This window comes from Aestuariivirga sp., from assembly GCF_047600585.1.
Taxonomy (GTDB): Bacteria; Pseudomonadota; Alphaproteobacteria; order Rhizobiales; family Aestuariivirgaceae; genus Aestuariivirga.
Map to the genome: position 1 here is coordinate 3,907,501 of NZ_JASGKP010000001.1, position 20,997 is coordinate 3,928,497.

At 56.9% G+C, this 20,997-nt stretch carries 19 protein-coding genes, 1 tRNA gene and 2 rRNA genes (1 of these 22 only partly in view); 8 read left to right on the forward strand and 14 right to left on the reverse strand.

The features are described from left to right. Both QM801_RS19215 and rrf read left to right on the forward strand, forming a co-directional pair. Positions 1-1,793 (forward strand): 23S ribosomal RNA (locus QM801_RS19215) (it extends 950 nt beyond the left edge of the window). 111 nt (positions 1,794-1,904) lie between these two features. Further along, positions 1,905-2,019 (forward strand): 5S ribosomal RNA (gene rrf / locus QM801_RS19220). Between the two features lie 115 nt (positions 2,020-2,134). Here rrf and QM801_RS19225 read toward each other — a convergent pair. The 4 genes from QM801_RS19225 to QM801_RS19240 form a co-directional block, all read right to left on the reverse strand. After that, complete coding sequence (locus QM801_RS19225; RefSeq protein ID WP_415020813.1) at positions 2,135-2,932, reverse strand: lysostaphin resistance A-like protein; 798 nt, start codon at positions 2,930-2,932, stop codon at positions 2,135-2,137. Between the two features lie 19 nt (positions 2,933-2,951). After that, positions 2,952-3,689: an SH3 domain-containing protein gene (locus tag QM801_RS19230; protein ID WP_415020814.1), complete on the reverse strand. Its 738-nt coding sequence runs from the start codon at positions 3,687-3,689 to the stop codon at positions 2,952-2,954. A gap of 27 nt (positions 3,690-3,716) precedes the next feature. Next, positions 3,717-4,700 (reverse strand): L,D-transpeptidase, encoded by a 984-nt coding sequence (locus tag QM801_RS19235; RefSeq protein ID WP_415020815.1) that lies wholly within the window; start codon positions 4,698-4,700, stop codon positions 3,717-3,719. Between the two features lie 140 nt (positions 4,701-4,840). Next, on the reverse strand, positions 4,841-5,758 hold the full coding sequence (locus QM801_RS19240; protein WP_415020816.1) for a LysR family transcriptional regulator: 918 nt from the start codon (positions 5,756-5,758) through the stop codon (positions 4,841-4,843). 100 nt (positions 5,759-5,858) lie between these two features. Here QM801_RS19240 and QM801_RS19245 point away from each other — a divergent pair, with 100 nt between their 5' ends. Continuing rightward, positions 5,859-7,025: an alpha/beta fold hydrolase gene (locus QM801_RS19245; RefSeq protein ID WP_415020817.1), complete on the forward strand. Its 1,167-nt coding sequence runs from the start codon at positions 5,859-5,861 to the stop codon at positions 7,023-7,025. A gap of 3 nt (positions 7,026-7,028) precedes the next feature. On the opposite strand, the gene QM801_RS19250 is transcribed toward QM801_RS19245, so the two are convergent. Continuing rightward, entirely contained in the window at positions 7,029-8,147 is a 1,119-nt protein-coding gene (locus QM801_RS19250; protein WP_415020818.1) for a THUMP domain-containing class I SAM-dependent RNA methyltransferase, read from the reverse strand. 267 nt (positions 8,148-8,414) lie between these two features. On the opposite strand from QM801_RS19250, the gene QM801_RS19255 reads away from it, so the two are divergent. The 4 genes from QM801_RS19255 to QM801_RS19270 all read left to right on the forward strand — a co-directional run bounded on the left by QM801_RS19255 (position 8,415) and on the right by QM801_RS19270 (position 11,870). Then, a complete protein-coding gene (locus QM801_RS19255) occupies positions 8,415-9,635 on the forward strand; it encodes an NAD(P)/FAD-dependent oxidoreductase (protein WP_415020819.1) in 1,221 nt (406 codons plus the stop codon). A 28-nt stretch (positions 9,636-9,663) separates the two neighbouring features. Then, the gene (gene iolG, locus QM801_RS19260; protein ID WP_415020820.1) at positions 9,664-10,653 is read left to right on the forward strand and encodes an inositol 2-dehydrogenase; all 990 of its coding nucleotides are present in this window, start codon (positions 9,664-9,666) and stop codon (positions 10,651-10,653) included. 2 nt (positions 10,654-10,655) lie between these two features. Then, positions 10,656-11,486 (forward strand): SDR family oxidoreductase, encoded by an 831-nt coding sequence (locus QM801_RS19265; protein ID WP_415020821.1) that lies wholly within the window; start codon positions 10,656-10,658, stop codon positions 11,484-11,486. 307 nt (positions 11,487-11,793) lie between these two features. Next, positions 11,794-11,870 (forward strand) — tRNA-Met (locus QM801_RS19270). Between the two features lie 171 nt (positions 11,871-12,041). Here the strand turns inward: QM801_RS19270 and QM801_RS19275 are convergent. Genes QM801_RS19275 through QM801_RS19285 form a run of 3 tightly spaced genes read right to left on the reverse strand, consistent with a single transcriptional unit; the run spans position 12,042 to position 14,077 of the window. Beyond that, complete coding sequence (locus tag QM801_RS19275; RefSeq protein WP_415020822.1) at positions 12,042-13,415, reverse strand: HesA/MoeB/ThiF family protein; 1,374 nt, start codon at positions 13,413-13,415, stop codon at positions 12,042-12,044. Then, positions 13,412-13,798: a hypothetical protein gene (locus QM801_RS19280; RefSeq protein WP_415020823.1), complete on the reverse strand. Its 387-nt coding sequence runs from the start codon at positions 13,796-13,798 to the stop codon at positions 13,412-13,414. The genes QM801_RS19275 and QM801_RS19280 overlap by 4 nt, the downstream gene beginning before the upstream one ends. Before the next feature lie 12 nt (positions 13,799-13,810). Beyond that, positions 13,811-14,077 carry a multiubiquitin domain-containing protein gene (locus tag QM801_RS19285; RefSeq protein ID WP_415020824.1) on the reverse strand — a complete coding sequence of 89 codons (267 nt, stop codon included), beginning with the start codon at positions 14,075-14,077 and terminating at the stop codon, positions 13,811-13,813. A 142-nt stretch (positions 14,078-14,219) separates the two neighbouring features. On the opposite strand from QM801_RS19285, the gene QM801_RS19290 reads away from it, so the two are divergent. Continuing rightward, positions 14,220-14,540, forward strand: a complete 321-nt coding sequence (locus QM801_RS19290; RefSeq protein WP_415020953.1) for a helix-turn-helix domain-containing protein — start codon at positions 14,220-14,222, stop codon at positions 14,538-14,540. Between the two features lie 335 nt (positions 14,541-14,875). Here QM801_RS19290 and QM801_RS19295 read toward each other — a convergent pair whose 3' ends face one another. From QM801_RS19295 to QM801_RS19320, 6 genes are all read right to left on the reverse strand, one after another. After that, positions 14,876-16,162, reverse strand: a complete 1,287-nt coding sequence (locus tag QM801_RS19295) for a hypothetical protein (protein ID WP_415020825.1) — start codon at positions 16,160-16,162, stop codon at positions 14,876-14,878. A 347-nt stretch (positions 16,163-16,509) separates the two neighbouring features. Continuing rightward, positions 16,510-17,985 carry a hypothetical protein gene (locus tag QM801_RS19300; RefSeq protein WP_415020826.1) on the reverse strand — a complete coding sequence of 492 codons (1,476 nt, stop codon included), beginning with the start codon at positions 17,983-17,985 and terminating at the stop codon, positions 16,510-16,512. Positions 17,986-18,143: 158 nt separating this feature from the next. After that, complete coding sequence (locus QM801_RS19305) at positions 18,144-19,301, reverse strand: hypothetical protein (RefSeq protein WP_415020827.1); 1,158 nt, start codon at positions 19,299-19,301, stop codon at positions 18,144-18,146. 62 nt (positions 19,302-19,363) lie between these two features. Continuing rightward, positions 19,364-19,717 (reverse strand): DUF736 family protein, encoded by a 354-nt coding sequence (locus QM801_RS19310; RefSeq protein ID WP_415020828.1) that lies wholly within the window; start codon positions 19,715-19,717, stop codon positions 19,364-19,366. 153 nt (positions 19,718-19,870) lie between these two features. Beyond that, on the reverse strand, positions 19,871-20,098 hold the full coding sequence (locus QM801_RS19315) for a helix-turn-helix transcriptional regulator (RefSeq protein WP_415020829.1): 228 nt from the start codon (positions 20,096-20,098) through the stop codon (positions 19,871-19,873). Positions 20,099-20,207: 109 nt separating this feature from the next. After that, complete coding sequence (locus QM801_RS19320) at positions 20,208-20,996, reverse strand: hypothetical protein (RefSeq protein ID WP_415020830.1); 789 nt, start codon at positions 20,994-20,996, stop codon at positions 20,208-20,210. Between the last annotated feature and the right edge of the window lies 1 nt (position 20,997).

Consider the following 20,997-nt stretch of genomic DNA (forward strand, 5'->3'; position numbering starts at 1 on the left):
GTGAAGAGGGAAACAACCCTGACCTACAGCTAAGGTCCCCAAATGATGACTAAGTCAGGAAGGATGTGGAGATCCCAAAACAACCAGGAGGTTGGCTTAGAAGCAGCCATCCTTTAAAGAAAGCGTAACAGCTCACTGGTCTAAATAAGGGTTTCTGCGCCGAAAATGTATCGGGAGTTAAGTCATCTACCGAAGCTTAGGGTGTGCGCAAGCACGCGGTAGCGGAACGTTCCGTAAGTCTGTGAAGGTAGACCCGTGAGGGCTGCTGGAGATATCGGAAGTGCGAATGCTGACATGAGTAACGATAAACAGTGTGAGAAACACTGTCGCCGAAAGACCAAGGGTTCCTCCTTAAAGTTAATCTGAGGAGGGTGAGCCGGATCCTAAGGTGAGGCCGAAAGGCGTAACCGATGGCGACCAGGTTAATATTCCTGGGCTAGTGGATGGTGACGAATGGTAGACGTTGTTCGGGCTTATTGGATTGTCCGGGCAGCCAAGCCGTTCCAGGAAAGAGCCTCCACATAATCCGTACCCGAAACCGACACAGGTGGTCAGGTAGAGTATACCAAGGCGCTTGAGAGAACTATGCTGAAGGAACTCGGCAAATTACCCTCGTAACTTCGGGATAAGAGGGCCCCTTTGATGGGCAACCATTGGAGGGGGGCACAAGCCAGGGGGTAGCGACTGTTTAGCAAAAACACAGGGCTCTGCGAAATCCGTAAGATGACGTATAGGGCCTGACGCCTGCCCGGTGCCGGAAGGTTAAGGAGAGAGGTGCAAGCTTTGAACCGAAGCCCCGGTAAACGGCGGCCGTAACTATAACGGTCCTAAGGTAGCGAAATTCCTTGTCGGGTAAGTTCCGACCTGCACGAATGGCGTAACGACTTCCCCACTGTCTCCAGCATAGACTCAGTGAAATTGAACTCCCCGTGAAGATGCGGGGTTATTGCGGTCAGACGGAAAGACCCCGTGCACCTTTACTATAGCTTTACACTGGCATTCGTGTTGGCATGTGTAGCATAGCTGGTAGGCTTTGAAGTCGTGGCGCTAGCCGCGATGGAGCCGAAATGTGAAATACCAGCCTTGTTGTCATGGATGTCTAACCGCGGTTTCTGAATCGAGGCCCGGGACAGTGTATGGTGGGTAGTTTGACTGGGGCGGTCGCCTCCCAAAGAGTAACGGAGGCGCGCGATGGTAAGCTCAGGCTGGTCGGAAATCAGCCCTCGAGTGCAATGGCATAAGCTTGCCTGACTGCGAGACTGACAAGTCGAGCAGAGTCGAAAGACGGCCATAGTGATCCGGTGGTTCTACGTGAGGAGGGCCATCGCTCAACGGATAAAAGGTACGCCGGGGATAACAGGCTGATGATTCCCAAGAGTCCATATCGACGGAATCGTTTGGCACCTCGATGTCGGCTCATCACATCCTGGGGCTGGAGAAGGTCCCAAGGGTTCGGCTGTTCGCCGATTAAAGTGGTACGTGAGCTGGGTTCAGAACGTCGTGAGACAGTTTGGTCCCTATCTGCCGTGATTGTAGGAATTTTGAGAGGATTTGACCTTAGTACGAGAGGACCGGGTTGAACACACCTCCGGTGGACCTGTTGTCGCGCCAGCGGCAGTGCAGGGTAGCTATGTGTGGACGGGATAACCGCTGAAGGCATCTAAGCGGGAAACCCACCTCAAAACAAGAATTCCCTTGAGAACCGTGGAAGACGACCACGTTGATAGGCCGGGTGTGGAAGTGCAGCAATGCATGCAGCTTACCGGTACTAATTGTTCGAACGGCTTGAATCGCTCTCATTATTGATGATCACCTCATCAAGTGAGCAGCTCAGATAATCTACTTCAGAAAATGTGCTCCCGGCTCTTTCACACGAAAGCGCTGGCCTTGCTGTCCTTCGCCGGCCTGGTGGCTTTGGCGGGGTGTCTATACCCGATCCCATCTCGAACTCGGCCGTAAATCGCCCCAGCGCCAATGGTACTTCGTCTTAAGACGCGGAAGAGTAGGTCGCTGCCAGGCCTGCGAAAGACAGCTTGAACCCTTCAATCACGATCCTTCAAAGCCAAACCCGCCGCTGCAGAAATGCACGGCGGGTTTTTTGCTGTCGAGATATCGGAAGATCGGACTTGGACGGTCACGCCGCCTGCCGGGCCGCGGCCGTTGCCACGCTGCCATTCCGCACCTTGCGGAGCAGGAAGAGGGCATAGAGGAAGTTGGGCGTGACCAACAGCACCGGAATCAGGATCCGGAGACCTGGGGCCATGGCTTCTTCGCCACCGCCGGACTCTGCGCCCACCGAAAGCATGAAGGTGCAGAAGTCCCAGAGCGCGTGATAGACGATCGGGACCCACAGCGAGCCCGTGCGGATGAGAAGCGCCATGAAGAGGAAGCCGCTCATGGCGGCGGCCACCGATTGCACCATTGCTTCACCCAACTGCCCCGTCATGATGACGTTGAGCACATGCACGCCGCCAAAAAGAACGGTGGTGAGGATCATCGCAGGCCAGATCGACAGCTTGCCGAGAAGGGCGCGGAACATGACGCCCCGGAACATGATCTCTTCCGAGAGACCGACGATCACCGTGTTGAGGAAGACATAGACCATGACGGATGAGGCCGGCAGGCCGATTGCCACCGCCATCACCGAAAAGATCACGAGATAGAGCGCCGGGAACCACAGGAGCTTCAGCGAGCCCAGGGGCGTGGGCGGGCCGAAGCCCAGGTCGCGCCAGCGCATCACCGCCGTCACGATCAGAAGCAGGAGAAGTGCGGCGGCGATGTTCCAGCTGATGCCGTGCGACACGCTGTCGGCGAGGGTCGTGGGTTCGCTGCCCGCCAGCAGCTTGCCGGCAAAGATGGTGACGAGTGCCCACGCCACATAGGTGGCAAAGGCCACGGGCATCCGATTTTGCGACTGCATGTCGTTGCCCATGGCCTTCTCTTTCGCTTGATCAGTATTCGCGCAGGAAGCGGCCGTTCACCCAGCCGGTGGCGCCGCCCATCTTGGTGACGCGGCACCAGCGCCCGCCATTGGCAAAGCGGCAGCCGCGATTGCGCACAATGGCGCCGTTCTTGAGGGCGCCCACCACTTCCGCACCCGGACGCGGGATGACCCGCATCATCAGGCGGTCACCCGGAGGCACGCCACGCACCATCCAGGTGTCCGGGCCACCGGCATTGCCGTCGGCGTAATCGCCGCCATTTCCACCGCCGTTGTCGTAGCCATTGTCGCCGGTGTCATAGCCGTCGTCATAGCCGCCGTTGTTGCCGCCCATGCCGCCGCCCATGCCACCACCGGGGGGAACGGTGACCGAGAGCTTGTAGCGGGACATCTCATCGCGCCGCGCCGCCGCCCGCATCAGGTAGACCTGAATGCGATAGGTGCCGGTCTGGCGCACGGTGCCGGCGAAATTGTTGTCGGCATCCGAGCTGTTGTAGATGGCATTGCCCATGGGGGCGATGACGTTGAAGTAGGTCTGCGGATTGGTGGCATTCAAGCCGACGCGCAGGCGCTGCCCGCCGCGGATCGAAATCAGGTAGGTGGCCGTGTCATAGCCCTGGATGCGGCCATTGATGACGGCGCCGCTGCTTCCGGGGCTGAAGCGCAGATTGCGCGCCATGTCCTCGGCGGCCGCCGGCATTACCGCCAGCAGCATGAAGGACAGCGCGAGGAATATCAGTTTCTTCATTTGGGTGTCTCCCTGAACAGAACTCAATCAATACAAGCCGTCGATGACGACAAAGCCCGGACCGGTCCGCTTCGACGGACTGTCGCGCTCGCCTGTCGTCACAAGCGTGGCACCGTGATGCAGGCTCTGGCGCAGCGCGTCGCGAAGCCGGGGTTCCGCCTTGATGCGCGTGAGATCCGCAGCGGCGCGCCGTGCCTGGGCGCCACGGCCATAACCTGTGGCGCTCCATTCAAGCGAATCTTTGGCATCATCGGTTTTTGTGAGGGTGTAGACCCGGTTCGGCAGGGGCCGCCGGGGATTGGCGATCCTGACCTCGCCCTCGGTGACGAGATCGCTGCCGTTCCAGAGGGACACCTTGCGGTCGGCACTGCTGACCACGATGCTCGTCTCGGGCGGCGTGCCCACCCGGCCTTCGGCATATTGCTTGGCCTTGATGGAGAGATCGACGGCGGCATACTCACGCTTCGCATAGTCGCCCAGCACCAGGCCCGGATGGACCACGCTGGCGGGCGAGGAATTTTCATCGGCGATCACCACGGTCATGCCGAGGCGGGTCACCTGGAACAGGCGCTCCGAGAACGCCATGGGCAGGCGCACGCAGCCGTGCGAGGCCGGATAGCCCGGCAGGTTTCCGGCATGAAGCGCAATTCCCGACCAGGTGAGCCGGTTCATGTTGGGCATGGGCGCATTGCTGTAGGTGGAGGAGCGGTGAAATTTGTCCTTCTGCAGGATCTTGAAGACGCCGGTGGGCGTGCGGTGGCCGGGCTTTCCGGTGGAGCACGACGAGGCGGCGATGCGGATGCCGTTCCGGTAGACGTGCACCTTCTGATCGGGGATGGAGACGATGACGATCACTGGTCCTGCAGCCGAGCGCTCCGGAAACCAGTTGAACTCGCCGTTCTGCAATTGCTCGGCATACTTGTTCACGAGCTGCGCGCCGGCGATCGACGGCACGGCTGCGGTGGCCAGCGGCGCCAGGGACGACGCGATGAAGGTCCGGCGGGTCAGCACAGGGGTCGGTCCTTTCTCGTGCAGTGCAACGTCGCGGTCATACTGCACGAAGGGCGCAAGCCCGACAAATGAATAGCTGCTGCGCTCACATGACCTGGATTCAGATATCCCGTGACCGCGCCGGAATTCTTCCCCGCCTTCTACTCGGCCGCGAGGCGCATCTTCTGATCGGCGGCGGCCGCGAACCAGTCGATCACGGCGGCAAGCGCAGGCTCGCGCATGCGGACGGACTTGACGCAGAAGCGATAGGTGCGGCCGGTCTTGAACGAGCCTTCCATGATGCGGACGAGGCGCTTTTCGCGGAGCGGCCGCTCTGCCAGAAAGTCAGGGACGAGGGCGGCACCGCATCCGGTCTCGGCAAGGGCGAGCGCGGTCACGTAGTGGGAGCAGAACATGGGCTTCGCCTGTTGGAAGATCATCTGGTCCTGCCCCGAAAAGGCGAGGAAATTCAGCCAGTCCGCACCGCGCATGGGCTCACCCACGGTGGTTGAAATAAGTGTCGCGGGTGGCTTGTCGCGCTGCTGCTGCACGTAAGCAGGGGCAGCGACGGCGATCAGGCGTTCCTCCATCAGGTCGAAAGCCTGGAAGCCGCTCACCACCGGCTTCGCGGTGACGAAGGCATCGGCAATGGAATCGCTGAGATCGGGATCGTCGCCATACTTCTGCACGTCGAAAATGACCTCCGGATGCGTCGACATGAATTCCGGCATGTGGTTCGCAAGCCAGCCCGCACCGAAGCTGCTGCACACGGCAAGGCGCACGCGGTTGCGGTTGGTGCCGATGATCGTGTTGACGGAATCGCCGATGTTGGTGAAGGCCTTGGTGAGCTCTTGGGCCAGCTCCGCGCCGCGCTGCGTGAGCTTCAGCGAGCGGCCGGATTTCTCGAGCAGTGTTTCACCCAGCGCCTGCGAGAGCTGTTTGATCTGGTGGCTGATGGCGCTTTGTGTTACCGAAAGTTCCTCGGCGGCCTTGACCGTCGAGCCGGTGCGCGCCACGCATTCGAAGATCTGCAGGCTGCGGATGGAGATTTTAGGCTTGTTGTTCGTACCAGTCTGCATGTTCAACATCTTCCCCGGGTCCAATGGAATGCCGTCCATTGAAAAGCTGTCGTTACCTGTCATCCTCCATAATACATCCCGCGTGAAGTTTCAGGCTTTCTTGCGATCACTTGTCTGTGCCGCTCTTCTTCTGCTGGCCTGTGTGACAACGGCGCAGGCAAAATCTCCCGATCCGTCCTTCTACGATGCGACGCTGGCCGAAGCGGCCCTTCCGCCGGGGACGCTCCTCAAGGCCGAGAGAATGCCGCTGCCGCCGCTCTACCGGGCGAAAGCCTGGCGCATGCTTTATGCCACGCGCGACACCTTCGGCCGCCCCATCGTCAGTTCCGGCATGGCAATCATCTCGACCGTGCCACAACGTCAGCCCGGACCGCGCAAGATCGTCGCCTGGGCCCATCCGACCACGGGCACCAAGCGCGCCTGCGCGCCGAGCCTCGCCAAGACGCCGCACAAGACCATCGTCGGCATCGATGAGTTCGTGAGCCTCGGTTACGCCGTGGTGGCCACCGATTATCCGGGCCTCGGTACGCCCGGCCCCACGGGCTATCTTGTCGGCAAGGGCCAGGCCTATGCCACGCTCGATGCCATCCGGGCGATGCAGCAGATCGCCAATCACGGCACCGGCAAGGACGTGGTGCTGTTCGGCTATTCGCAAGGCGGCCACGCGGCAATCTTTGCCTCGCTGCTCGCCAGCCGCTATGCTCCAGGCTACACGATCCGCGGTGTTGCGGCGATTGCTCCGCCCACGGATCTTCGCCGCCTGCTGCTCGCCAACATCGGCTCGGTCGAAGGCCGTGTGCTGGCCGGTTTCACGCTGCAGTCCTGGGCGGTGAAGTACGGGCTTTCCATGCGCGACGTCGCAAGCGAGAATTCGCTTGCGGCCATTCTTGCCATCAACAAGCAATGCATCGACACCGTTGATGGCCAGATCGGCGTGCTCAAGGCGCAGAAGAAACTTGGCAAGAGCTTCCTTCTCTATGATCCCGGCACGGTGAAAGGCTGGAACACGGCGCTCCGCGACAACTCGCTGACCTCGCTGCCCGTCGACATGCCCGCACTTGTGATCCAGGGCGACAGTGATGACATCGTGCGGCCGAACGTGACGCTCGACACGGTGCGCGCCTCCTGCCGGGCCGGAACGCGGGTGAAATTCATCTCGCTTCCCGGCCGCGGCCACACCACTGCGCCACAGTTTGGTGTGGCGGACGCCGTGCAGTGGATTTCCGAGCGGTTCGCGGGCCTGCCGGCGCCCTCCAACTGCCGTTGACCGTCAGGGCAGCGGCGCTGTCTTCCAGAGAGAAACGCGCAAGCCACCATGCAGAACGGGAAGCGGCTTGCCGGCGAACGGCAAGCCTGTGGCGCGGGCCATGGCGGCATCTGTGGTGAAGAGGCCGGCGCGCCAGCCCGAAAAGCGTTCGCGGAGTACGCGGCCGAAGCTGGCGTAGAGATCGAGCAAGGGCTTCTTGTCGCCGATGCGAAGACCATAGGGCGGATTGACGATCACCAATCCCGGCGGGCCTTCCGGTGGTGCGAGATCGCTGACAGACCGCACATCGAAGCGCGTGACATGGGCAACGCCCGCGCGCTCGGCATTCGCCATTGCGGCGGTGATGGCGCCGGCATCGCGGTCGGAACCGAAGAAGGAAATGCCCTCTGCCAAGGGCTGCGCTGGGCGCGCCTTCAGTGCGGCCCAGGCTTTCGCGTCGAAGCTTGCCAACTGTTCGAAGGCGAAGCTGCGGTTGCGGCCGGGCATCAGGCCCAGCGTCCATTCCGCCGCCTCGATCACGAAGGTGCCGGAGCCGCACATGGGATCGACGACGGGTTCACGCCCGGTGAAGCCGCATTCGCGCAGCAGGAGGGCTGCCATGGTCTCGCGGAGCGGCGCCTTGGCCATGGCCTGCTTCGAGCCGCGCTTGTGAAGGAGGCCGCCCGAGGTATCGAGGCTGAGGGTGCAGACGTCCCTTTCGATGCGGGCCTTGACGACGACATCGGCATCGTCGCGAACGGGTGCGCCAAGCTCCTCACGGATCGCGGTGGCGATGCGCTCCGCAGCGGCACCACTGTGATAGATCTTCGACTTGCGGCAGGCGGCTTCGACCGTCACCGGCACATCCTTCCGCAGGATGTCGCGCCAGGGTAGGGCGCGTGCCTTCTTGTCGAGCTGGGCGAGATGGCTGACCCGGAAGCTGGCGAACCGCACCAGCACCCGGCTGGCGCCGCGCAAGCTGAAATTGGCCCGCCAGACATCCGCCCATGTGCCCTCCAGCGAGACGCCGCCCTGTTCCTGGCCGGTCACCGTGAAGCCCGCCTCCTTCGCCTCCCGGGCGAGGGCGGATTCGAGGCCCGGAATGGCCACAAGGAATATGCCGAGGGGTGAGGGGCCGCTCATCGGCGCGCCCGGGAATGTGGAGTCATGGGCGAGCCTTAGCCTGCCGGGGCGCGTCGCGGAATGTCCGGCTTGACGAAATCATGGAATTATTGTTCTGGTGCTTTCTCCAAAGAGAACATAAATTCCATTCATGTCCATCCAGATGCAGGGCTGCATGCTCCCGCCTGCGGGAGGTCGCGCAGAGACGGTTTCCGCCGTTGGGATCGCGCCAGTCTGGTGGACAGGCGCCGCTGAAACGTGTTTCTCGGCGTCACCAAGGACCAAGACATGAACAGCATTTCCCGCATCGTCATCATCGGGGCCGGCATGGCCGGGGCCCGCGCCGTCATCAACCTCCGCGCCAATGGCTATGAAGGCGCCATCACGCTGGTGGGCGAGGAGGCGCTGCTGCCCTATGACCGGCCGCCGCTCTCCAAGGCCTCGATCCTCGCCGATGCCGATCCGGAGCCGGTGTGGCTGCTCGATGCGGGGATTGTCGCCTCGCTCAAGGCCGAGGTCATCACCGGCGTGGCGGCGAAGGCGATTGATCCCAAGGCGAAGACGGTGCTGCTCACGGATGGCCGTGCGTTGCCTTACGACAAGCTGCTGATCGCCACCGGCGCGCGACCGCGCAAGCTGCCCATTCCGGGCGGCGAACACGCGCTTCTGCTCCGCAATCAGGAGGACATGCTGGACCTCCGCAAGCGCTTCCTCCCCGGCAAGACCGTCGTCATCATCGGCGGCGGCTTCATCGGGCTGGAGCTTGCTTCGTCTGCTGCGAAGAAGGGTTGCAGCGTGACGCTGGTGGAAGCGCAGCCCCGCATCCTGATGCGCGGCGTACCGGAAGCGATTGCGAAGATCATCCATGACCGCCATGTGGCTGCGGGTGTCACGCTGCTGACGGCGACAGGCATCTCGCATCTGACTGCCAACAGCGTGCATCTCGCCGATGGTCGCGTGCTGCCGGCCGACACGATCATCGCCGGCATCGGTGCGTCGCCGGAGATCACCCTCGCCAAGGAGGCGGGCCTCACGATCGACAACGGCATTGCCTGCGACGAGAACATGCGGACCTCCGACCCCGACATCTTCGCGGCGGGCGACTGTGCCTCCTTCATCCATGCCAGGCTCGGCAACCGCCGCATCCGCCTCGAGGCGTGGCGCTCGGCCCAGGAACAGGCGGCGACGGCGGCAGAGAACATGCTGGGTGGTGCAAAGCAGAACGTGGCCGTGCCGTGGTTCTGGTCCGATCAGTACGAGCTTGGCCTGCAGATCGCCGGCATGGCCGACATGGGACCCATCACCGTGGCGCGGCAGGTAAACCCTGAAACGCTGGTGCTCTTCCACCTCGCCGAGGATGGCAGCCTGATGGGGGCGAGCGGCATCGGTCCCGGCAATGCCATTTCGCGCGACATCAAGATGGCCGAGATGATGATGGCCAAGGGCATCAAGCCGCCAAGGGATGTGCTCGCCGATGCGGCGCAGCCGCTCAAGGGCCTCATTCGCTAAATTTTGCAGACTTCAACGGAGACACGAGATGATCAGGTTTGGTGTGATTGGCGCAGGGCGCATCGGCAAGGTGCATGCGGCCACGATTGCCGCGAACCCCAAGGCGAAGCTCGCCTATATCGCAGACGCCATGCCCAAGGCGGCGGAAGAACTTGCCGCGAAGCATGGCGCCAAGGTTGCCAGCGTCGACGAGATCATGAAGGCCAAGGACGTGGATGCGGTGCTGATCGGCTCGCCCACCGGCTTCCATGCCGAACAGATCCAGGCCGCCTCCAATGCCGGCAAGTCGATCATGTGCGAAAAGCCCGTGTCCCTCTCGGTCGATCTCATCCACCAGACGCTGAAGGTGGTGGAGAAGAACAAGTCCACCCTGATGATCGGCTTCAACCGCCGCTTCGACCCCAACTTCGCTGAGCTTGAGCGCCGCATCCGCGCCGGTGCCGTGGGTGAGGTCGAACTCGTGACTGTGATCAGCCGTGACCCGGCTCCGCCGCCCGCCGAATACGTGAAGGGCTCGGGCGGCCTCTTCCGCGACATGATGATCCACGACTTCGACATGGCCCGCTTCCTGATGGGTGAGGAGTTCGTTGTCGTGAACGCGCTCGGTTCGGCACTTGTCGACAAGGCGATCGGCGAAGCGGGTGACGTCGATACCGCTGCGGTTCAGATGCAGACCAAGTCCGGCCGCATCGCCGTCATCACCAACTCGCGCCGTGCCACCTACGGCTACGACCAGCGCATGGAAGTGCATGGAAGCAAGGGCATGCTTTCGGCCCGCAACATTCACAACACCACGGTGGAACTGCACAACGGGCAAGGGACACAGGCTGACCCGATCCAGAACTTCTTCCTCGAGCGCTACGGCCAGGCCTATGCCAACGAGCTCAACACCTTTATCGCGGCGGTCGAATCCGGCAACCGCGACCCCAAGCCCAACGGCTTCGACGGCTTGCAGGCGCAGATCCTCGCCGATGCCGCCACGGAAAGCTGGAAGACCGGCAAACCCGTGAAGGTGTGATCATGCAGGCGCAATCGCTCTCCCGGCTTTCCATGGACGGCAAGGTCGCCGTCATCACGGGCGCAACCCAGGGTCTGGGCGAGGCCATCGCGCATCTTTTCGTGGAGCGCGGCTGCAGCTGCATCGTCATGGCTGGCCGAAATGCCGAGCGGGCCGCCAAGGTGAAGGCGGCGCTGGAAGCGAAGGGCGCCAAGGTGGTCTTCGTGCCCGGCGACCTCACCCGGCTTGAGGATGTGCGCAAGATCATCCCGGCCTGCGAGGCGGCCTTCGGCCGGATCGACGCACTCGTCAATGCGGCGGCCATCACCGACCGCGGCACCATCTGGGAGACGAGCGAAGCCCGCTACGACGAGATCATGGACGCCAATGTGAAGGCGCCCTTCTTCCTGATGCAGGACGCGCTCAAGCTGATGCGCAAGACGAAGGTGAGCGGGGCGATCGTCAACATCCTCTCCATGTCGGGTCATGGCGGACAGGATTTCCTCACCGCCTACTGCACGTCCAAGGGTGCGCTCGCTGTGCTCACCCGCAATGTGGCGGCCTCGGTGGTGAGCTACCGGATCAAGGTGAACGGCCTCAACATCGGCTGGATGGATACGCCCGGCGAAGACCGGATCATGAAGACCTATCACGATGCCAAGCCCGGCTGGCTGGCGGATGCCGAGGCCGGACGCCCGTTTGGGCGGCTGCTGAAGCCGGAAGAGGTGGCGCGGGCCTGCGCCTATCTCTGTTCGGAGGAATCAGGGCTGATGACCGGTTCGATCATCGATTTCGACCAGCAGGTGCATGGCGCCCACAACGGAACCGTGCCGCCGCCCCCGGCGGAGTGGTGAGGGCCCTCGGAAAGACAAATGGGGAGCTTCCGTTTCCGGATGCTCCCCATCACAAACTGGCGACCCAGGTACGCAATACCTAATCCCGGATCCTTCCCGGACACTTCCCCGCTCAGGGTTACGCGTGTCGTGAGACTGAGACTAGGCGCGCCTGGTTTCGAAACCGTTTCCAAAACAAAGTTTTGTATGAACAAGTGGTTACAGGGCTGTGCGGAAGCGGCTCAAACCTGCAAAAAATAGTGTCATCAGGGGGTTGCTTTGCTGTGTCTGGCCGCATAGATACCCCTCAGCGCAAGGCGCTTTTTGACGCGGGATGGAGCAGCCCGGTAGCTCGTCAGGCTCATAACCTGAAGGTCGTCAGTTCAAATCTGGCTCCCGCAACCAATAACCCCGCCAACTCAGAGAGTTGAGCGGGGTTGTTTTTTGGTTCGTTACCACGGGAGATTTTTGGAAGCATACTGGAAGCAGTTAACGGTTGATCGACCCGATCAAGATTGCCTGGTTGCTCCAACAGTATTGCAGCCTGTCGAGGCGCGTTCCGTACTCCTTAGCTACTCACTCCTCCAAGACGGGCAATGGCATCGCGCTTCCCTTGGCGAACCTGCCGCTAGGCCTACTGCACTCACTGCAATGAAGATCGATACGGGGCGTAACATTGCTGAACTTTCTCAGAGTATAGTGAAAATGCTGAAAGGAATTCCTTTCATCTTCGGTTCGTAGGTCGAGAAAGTCGAACAGAAAGTCATTGGTAGAGTGCGCCGCTGCAACCGAATTCATCGTAATCACACTCGGATTTGGCTGATGGGTACCATAGGCCTGCGCCGCCCTTTCATCGTCGGTCTTTGATTCAATAGCAAGCTGTGAAGGGTCAATGAGCTGATTGCACCAAAGGCATGTGATCCCGGGACGTAGAGTGCGAATGGCACTCATCGCATCTTCAACAACTCCCAATTTGTTCATTCGAATTTTTGCTCCAACCTGAACTGCTGGTATGAGATACTGGTGAACAATCGCATTTACGACAAGACGTGCACGCATTGAGTCTGCGGCGAGGAATATGTAGTCGCAAGCCAATAGGGCCTCGGCCGCTTCACCGAGTGCTACATCCATTCCAACCAGTTTTACGTCCGCTGTAGGGTTGAACTGGCGAATTTGTCGTCCTGCTATCTCGATCTTGAGCAGATTCTTTTGAACGTCTTCTTGATATGCGCCAACTACTCGTGAGAGATTGGTGTCCTCAACGCGATCGGGATCAACCAGGACAAATCTTCCTACTCCCAGTCTCGAGGTGTATTCCGCAATAAGTGATCCGATTCCGCCCAGACCCACGATTCCAATTCTGCTCATTTTTAGAATCGATTGCCCGATATCGCCGAACATTCTGATTTGGCGATCAAATTGGCTAGTTGTTTCTAGTAAATCAGGCGGAGAAGGCCAACGTCGAGAAATGGTCGAGCCAATAACCCTAAGTTCGTTGAGGGTCGCGCGGCTGCCATCTGGAAACCAGATATCAGCTTCGGCAGATCTTTTGCCGAGCACGAGCGCTCCAACGGGTACACCCTTGGCGATATCAAGGAGAGCTGGGTAACCTCGTTCGTGTGAGTCGAAGTCCACCTTGCTAAAGTTCACATGTTCGTCTGAGTAATGGTTGTGAACAGCAACATAGACAAGTCGTTCGTTTCTACATTCTATGATGTGTTTGTGGATGAATTTTGGAGATAGAGCTCTGTGACCAATTTCACCTTCTATATAATCGATACCATCAATCGCGGGAATTATCTCGCGTACCAGCAGTCTTGAAAACCCTTCTGTTTCGACCAGTTGAGCCTTGAGTATCGCGCCATGTTCATCTTGATCACCGGAGAAAAGATGACGCATTAGTGAGCCGTAGTCACTCTCTGTTATTGATACGTTGACCTTCTTCGTCATGGCAGCGTTTCCAAAAATTTGAGAATCTTGAGCAGCTTTCCAACTGCGGTTTGCAGAGTTTGACCCGCCAGATTGTTGCGTCGAGAAATCTGAATTGCGGGCCTTCCTCTGAAACTTGCTCCGCAAGTGACCGGCGCGGAGAATTCTGCGCCGTCCGCCCGACGGACGTCTGCGCCCATGAACACTGGGTAGATGTCCGCATAGGGATAGAGAGGGGGGATGTGAGCGCCAAGCCAAGTCTTGCGTGGCTTGTAGCGCTCACCGAGGTCAACACTTTCGATAACTACAAAAGCCCCACCACTTCCATCATCTTGAAAATCGACGACTGAAGATGAAAAGTGTCTCTTGAGCTCTTCGATGGCCAGTCCAACCTCGCTCTTCATTCTCGTTTTCCTTTATGAGTTGTCGTCGGGAGCGATCGCTGTGAACTTCAGATGGGCGTGGATATGCACCATATCGGTGTCTCCGATGATGGCGCTCGCTCCGTTTGGAAGCTCCTGTTGCAGGACAAAATTGATCTGAATGTTCACTCCCTGTGCAATGGCGGCTTCTTTAATCTGGAGGCCGGTTGCACGCTTCAGCGCAACCAAGACGTCGCGCCCATTCACCTCAACAACGATGGGTTTACCTTCAGTTTCGGGGCGAAGTTCGTTCTTCTCCAAGTCTGTTGCTCCTTTGATGTAAAATTGCTTTATAGCAATTCCCCTCATATAGGCTTGCCAACTCGGATGTCAATTGCTAAATAGCAACTGCCGGTGAATTTTCGTGGAGGTGGTAGTGATCAAGAAGAATAGCTTTGATTCAATGGGCTTTTATAGGGCGCTGAGTACAACGGTTTCCGTCCGCAACTTAAGCTGGAAAGATGTCGCGAGTGAAACGGGGGTCAGTCAGACAACTCTTTCGCGGATGGCGAGTGGAAGGCAGCCGGATGCTGGAAGCCTCGCAAGTCTGAGCGCATGGGCCGGCCTAAATCCCAGTGACTTCGTCTCGGGAAACCACAAATCGGCAGAGCCCCTTGCAGTTGTAGGCAGATTGCTTCGCCAAGACCCCAATCTGAACTCCAAGGGAGCGGACGCACTTGAAGCAATTATTCGCGCGGCTTACGAAAGATTTAGATCCAATTGATTTTACGGATCTCGAGCGCGTACACTGATCAACTACTGACCTAGAATGAGATTTCATTCCGAGAGGCGCTTAGTGTCTCCGACGGTCATGTGCCCGGCGGGGCGGAGCCATCAGCCAGCGTGACTTGACGGCTATCGGCATTCTTTCACACTTCCACCGCATTCGAGCCCTTTGTCTTGTGTTTTCGAAGCGCTAGAGAAAGATTTTGGTCGAGCGCTCTTATCGCAGTGGCTACAATTTCTGTCCCGGAGACCAGGCTCCAATCCTCTGTGGACAGTGGAGAGCTGAAAACATGAGGTTTTGAGCTCCGCTTCTGAGGTCGGGACCTATTCATCTCACTTTCCATTTAATCCTCCATCTCTCCTAGCGGCCATTCTTGTTTGAAAGCTCAAGTTTAAGGCTGGATCAAAATAGTGCTTGCGTTGAATCCAGATCAACCCCTCGTTGCGTGTAACGATTGCAACATCAATAGGGCCACCAACTGTTTCCTGGTCAGAGGAGAAACGACGCTTTTTGGACGTTAACTCAACAAGCGCATGCGCCATTTCGGCAAGTTCCTTTTTTGACATGGAGTACACGATATCAAGAACGCTGCTTCTTGATTTCTGCTTCAATTGCTCAATCACTTTTACGAAGTTTGCCGAAACCTCTTGCTTAATTGAATCACGCTCCGCCTTGCTAAAACTACGCGGACGCCTGTTCAGGATGGAGTCGACAACTCCATCAACATATATCGAAAGATTGTTCTCAAGCTGAGAATCTAGGCCGTCAATAAACCGCTCGGCCATTTCCTGTTGAGCGAAGGGCACAATGGCCGCTCTCGGTCCTCTTCTGTCAATGTCAATAACGTCCCTCGATAGCGCTCTCAGCTTTCCAAAGAACACGCCGTCGATATCCACCGTGACCATTGTCGGAAAAAGATCTTTTGCTCCAAAACCACCAAAAACCAAGCCAGTAAACAAGTCGGTTCGACGATTGCTTTTCAACAAGGCGAACACATAAACATTGAGAAGTCCGAAAATCTCATCATCCGGTTCGACCAGTGGAAACGCTCTAGCGGACATTTCGCGGACGACATTCCCAAACTTCCCATCGAAATCGTTCTGAGATTTGTCCGACAGATATCCAGTTAGAGGATTTGACTCCAGGTCAGCGGTTTCTCGCAAGATGATTGTCTTCAGTTCCTTCTTCGCATCCAGGCCTTTCGGCAACCTGCCGCTCCCAACTGAAGATTTACGAAACTGGGCCCTTAGAAGAGCCGTGAGCTTTGTGTTGATTGACGCAAGTGTCCCGGAGAGAACACCCCTCAAGAAATCCAATTCATCCTGATCTGAGTGCGAGAATTGCTCTAAGTAGATCTGAAACTCTGTCGGAATGTGATCAATCGTTTGCCAGTTTCTGTCACTCTCTGACCGGAATTTTCTTATTGCGACATCTAACGGGACACCAACAAATTCTACGTTGTTGTAAATCATAAGCGCAATTGGTCGAACACGCGAAAGCTCAAATAGCTTTTCGGCGGAATCGTAAATCTTAACCTTGTTGCCCATCCTAATCGTGACCGCACTGTCGGCAGCCAAAGCCAACGCTGATCGGTTGAGGATGGCAATCTCGGCCGTCATGTAGTCCTTGCTAGCGGTTGAGCTAAAAGTCGACTGAACTTCGTCTTTCGCGCTAAGAACGAAGTGTTTGTGATCGCACTAACCTTAGAGCTGGGTCCAAACCAAAGTGTGATGTCCTGTTCCTTAACGAACTAGCGCTGCGAAGGGGATTTTGTGCCCGGCCATTGACGAGCCTCAGCCGCCAAACGTTGCCGCTCCTTTAGCGCTGTTGAAATCTCAGGAATTACTAGATTTGCCATTTCGTTCTCGTAAGCGGCTATCACGGTTCTATCAGCTTCCGTCGCTTGTGCGCTAACGAGATACTTTCGGAGTGACTCTTTCATGCGTTATAGTCCATATTTTAGAGGTCAACTTTTGGAAACGATCGGCTTGAGGTTTTGTTCCATGCGCCCCAAAGGGGCAGAGGTGCGCTTCAGATCAACGACGAGACCCTCACTTGGCACCTTGTCTCGATCAAAGAAAATACCAGTATCGCTGCCGTGTGCGAACCAAACTGGATTGGTGTCGTACGGGCTTGCCGTAGCGTCCAACACCGCGCGGGCGGCAATATGTCCTGCATCCCACTGGGCACAAGATGCGAACTCGACGATCCAAACAAACTGTGCTGCGTCCAACTGCATTATCGAGTTAGTTAGAATTGAACCCAAGTTCGTTTCTTGATCCCGTGCAAAACTTCTGAGCTTAGAAAGGGTGGTAACAAAGTACCGAACGATCAGATCTCCCGACTGGGGGATATGCATGAAGCTAGACAAAGTTTTGGCGAGCGTTACATATTGTTGGTCCACTGCCTCGGCGGGATAGAAGATCTTCTCCGGAAGCGGAACAATAAAACTGTCAAAATCCTCTGCCGTATAGTCAGAGACGCCATCTGGAAGTACTGGCACCAATTTGTATGGTAGATGATTGTCGTCGACGACAACTACACTTTTCATCTGATGCCAAGCTGTAGCATCATCGGCTCCTGAAGGAACCGAAGCTGAATTGCCCCAAGCATGCCCGATTACCGCGACAGCATGTCCCGGCTTAGATCCGTCTCCATACATGGCCACAAAAAGAGGAAAGCAGGACTCCAGGTAAGCAATCATCTGCCGGTAGAAAGATTCCTGATTGTCGCTTGTTTTTGTAACGATTAGTGGAAATGTATTAGCTTGCTGAAAAACTCTCTCCGCTTCATTTACGTCGAGTCCATTGGCCGGCACTAAGCCCCCGGGATTGAATTGATGTGCAAGAATCGTCACATCATGCATCAGCAATTCGCGATGCTGCGGATAGCGTTCGCTGTAGTGTCGCAGGATGGACCAGCATGCCACATGGGCGCACACCGAGATGTCGGTATGCTGGTCCATAGATGGGAATCCGGACAGCTGAAGCCGGTGTCCTAAGAGGTGAACGTGGTGTGTAGATTGAATGGTTGAACCTGTCGCCCCCATTCGAATGTTTGGCGACAACACCGATCGACCAATGGTGCCGAGCAGTGTAGGTCTCAATACAATGAAGCCAAAATAGTGATCTTGAATTCCGACAGCAAACTTGTCCGAGGACACTAACTCTAGGCGTGGCTCATCAAAAGAAATTGTGTCATCAAAGAAGTGGAGCCTGACGCACTCTTGGGCGTAAGTTCGGCCTTTCTTTGCATAGAAGTTGTAGTATGTGCTGCGGTAATCCTTATCGACATAGTCGAACTCGATAAGAATGCCCTTCACCGCTGGAGAGATGTCGGCTTGTAGGCGTGGGACCACGGATGCCAGATCATACTCGCTGCCAATAAGTGTGATCAATTTTGTATAGTCTTGAGGAATCGCTATATCGATCCACGTATACATGCGAATGCCCAGCCCAGCGCCCCTTAGTCCGACTAGATACCAGTGCAATAGTGCGTTGTCACTGACAAAGCTTTCCCGGATCGAGTCGTGAAGTGAGGTGCCTGGTTACCTCTCCCGTTTACGTCCGTTCTTCTTAATCTATTGTTTTATTTGTTATTTCAACGGATGAAGCGCATTCTTTTCTTCGCATTCATGAGCTTTTTTCGGAATTGCTCGCCTTTCCATCCGTCCGCCTCTCGTGCCAGTTTTCTGAGAAAGTCACCCTTCAAGCTGAACGCCTGTTCGACTGACAAACCCGCGGAAACCAACAGGCCGGGCAATGCTCCAAAAATCAGTTGGCGATACTGGTTGTGAATCCGTTCACGACGCCCAGTTACGATGCGACCGCGAGCGGAGCCGTCGAAGTTCTCCCGAAGCCCATCCGATAAGTCTCTAGCTATTTGCTTCCAGAGCTTGCTGTTCGGCCACCTGCTGATATTTTTCTCGAGTTCATTGGGCACTACGTGCCTGTATGCGGCCAGTGTATGGCCGAGAACTTCGCCGACGCGATCCTCGAGGTCGCTGAATGTTTTCACGTTCCAATCCTTTAGGTACTTTTTACCCGCACGCATTTCTACACGCCAAATTGGAAGATCCTGATCGCTCCCATCGACACCCCAGATTTGAAACCACTCTGGCTTTTGATGTTGAAGAACCTCATGTCGTTTGTTGTAAACAATCACTTGCTGTCCGGGCATCTTGCCGAGAGTTATGCTTTGGACAACACGGCCGGCCCAGTGCGAAATCATCTGTTGTAACGGCAAGCCAGCAGGTTGCTGTTGGACGCATGCGTGTTCGCGTTTGGTCGTCTTGGAATGGGAAACGAAGTGCCCAGGGTTCAGAACGAATTCGGCCGGCATGAGGTAGTCAATTGCGTAGTCCACCCGCCCAATGCTCTCCTCCGGCGAGCCGAGCCCCAAGCGCTCATGCATCTCTGCCAAACGATTCCGAACGCCGCCGAGACCGAGCGTGGCAAGGGTTAGCGATTTTACCGCCACGCGAACATTCCATTCGTTTCGTGATAGGCCCCTCTTGAAGGCCCATAACTCGCCCTCGGGACCGGTATCACCCCGAAACGCATATCCGCCCTTCAGACCAGCCTCTGCAATATGCATGGGTACCTTGCCCGGCCCCAGCTCGACTAGAACTGGCTGAAAGCGCGCCTTTGCCTCGGCAAGTGCAGCTTCAAGTATATCGATATCTGCCGGTGCAAGCGCGGCCTTGTATGCGATTTCCAGGCGGTCAAAGCCGCGGTGCAGGAGGCGTTCGGGTCTCATATGCGGAAATCCTGTAATTCTAGGGCGGGGTGTTACAAGGACCCCGCCCTGGTAGTTGACGACTAGGCGGCTTTGTCCTGGCGGTGTCGGAATACGACGTCCCAAGAGTTGCCTTCGGCTGTCTTGAACGCGGCAACATTCAGAGGTTTCGCAAAGGACGGATCGGAGAAGGTCATCGACATGAAGGCCGTTCCCTCTCGGCCTGGCTTGTTCATAGTCTTCATCCAAGCGCTGCCGATAGGCACCTCAATACCATCGTTGTTCCAGGCGACGATTGCATGAGTTGGCGCATTCGGGTTATCTGAGCTGAGGAGCAGTTTTCGAACTTCAAATCGTACGCTCAGCTGTAGGGTATTGACTTCCCCCTCATATAGCTGCCCGGGTTTCGTCTCTTTCAATGATCCAATCTTTGCCATTTTTTCGTTCCTTTAAGTTGGTGGTTGGATTGCGCGCTCCGCGCTGGGACCGCTTCTATTTTGTGGGCACGTTGGAAAGCAGGCCGGCGGATTGAACCGCCGGCCGTGCCCACAAAATGTCAGGAAGTGCGGTCAGCCCTTCCTGACCAAAATTCATGGCTCTGAACTACTTCCTCGCTTCTTGGAATAGATCCACGCGGCCAGATCGCCGGGGTGATATCGAATGCATCGTGCTGATAAACGGACATAGTTAGGTCCGCCTCCACGGCATCTCCAGTTTTGAAGCGCGCGGGTGCTCATTCCGAGCAGTTCGGCGGCCTCTGCTTCGTTGAGCAGTCGATGAGACAGACTGCTCAACGTATATTCCTGGTGCTTTTTCATCAGATCCTCGCTTCACTGCGATGGATCTTCCTTTGCGCCGCTATCGACGGTCTCTCAAATGAAGTCGTAGGAAAATAGAGATGAGGTCAGCATGGCTTTTTTCCAGAGCTTACTTGTTCAGCCTGGCTTGCGAAGTTGTCTTCATCGCTGAATTGATGTGCTTCGGCTCCAGCTCGGGATCAATTGCCTGAGCAATCCTCAACGCAAACATTGAGGCCGGAGTCAACGCTTCCAGTTTTTCGGTTTTTGGGTCGCGATGAAAGTTTCGCGTAAACTCTGTGCCACTAGCTTTCGTCCAGAGCTTTTGGACCTTGTCGATCAGACTGTGCAGATGGTCATTTTTCGGCCGATGCCCAGGCTTAAGCGGCATATCATCTGAGAAATCAGCCGTGCCAGCCCATGCAAGTTGGGCTGAAGCTCGTTGAACTGTCTTTATGGCTCTAAGTGCGGATCGAAAGGTGACAGCTCTCTTAGAAACGACCTGTTCGGCCTCACCTCGATCTATGCCAATGATGCCCTCATACTCAATTTGTAAATTCTTTGAACCTGCCCAAAAGCGATACTCCGAATAGAGACGTTTAATTTGCTCGACCTTAAGATTGTTGATTTCGCCAACCGCGCTGCTCAATGATCCCGCTATTTTACTGAATGCTGGCGCATCAACAATTGTGGTTGCAAGTGACTGCCTTGAATTTTTTGCGTGCAGATACGTCGAGCATATTTCGAGAAGTGCCTTTTCGAAATCGTCGTAGCTGATTTTCTGGATTTTTGGGATTTCCATGATTTCCCGGATCTTTGCCTCCGGGAAAATGCTGTCAAAATCGCTACCAGCTAATTTGATCTCATCGCGATAAAGCTTTTTAAGATTTCTCGACCTTTTCTGCGTCTGTCGGCACACT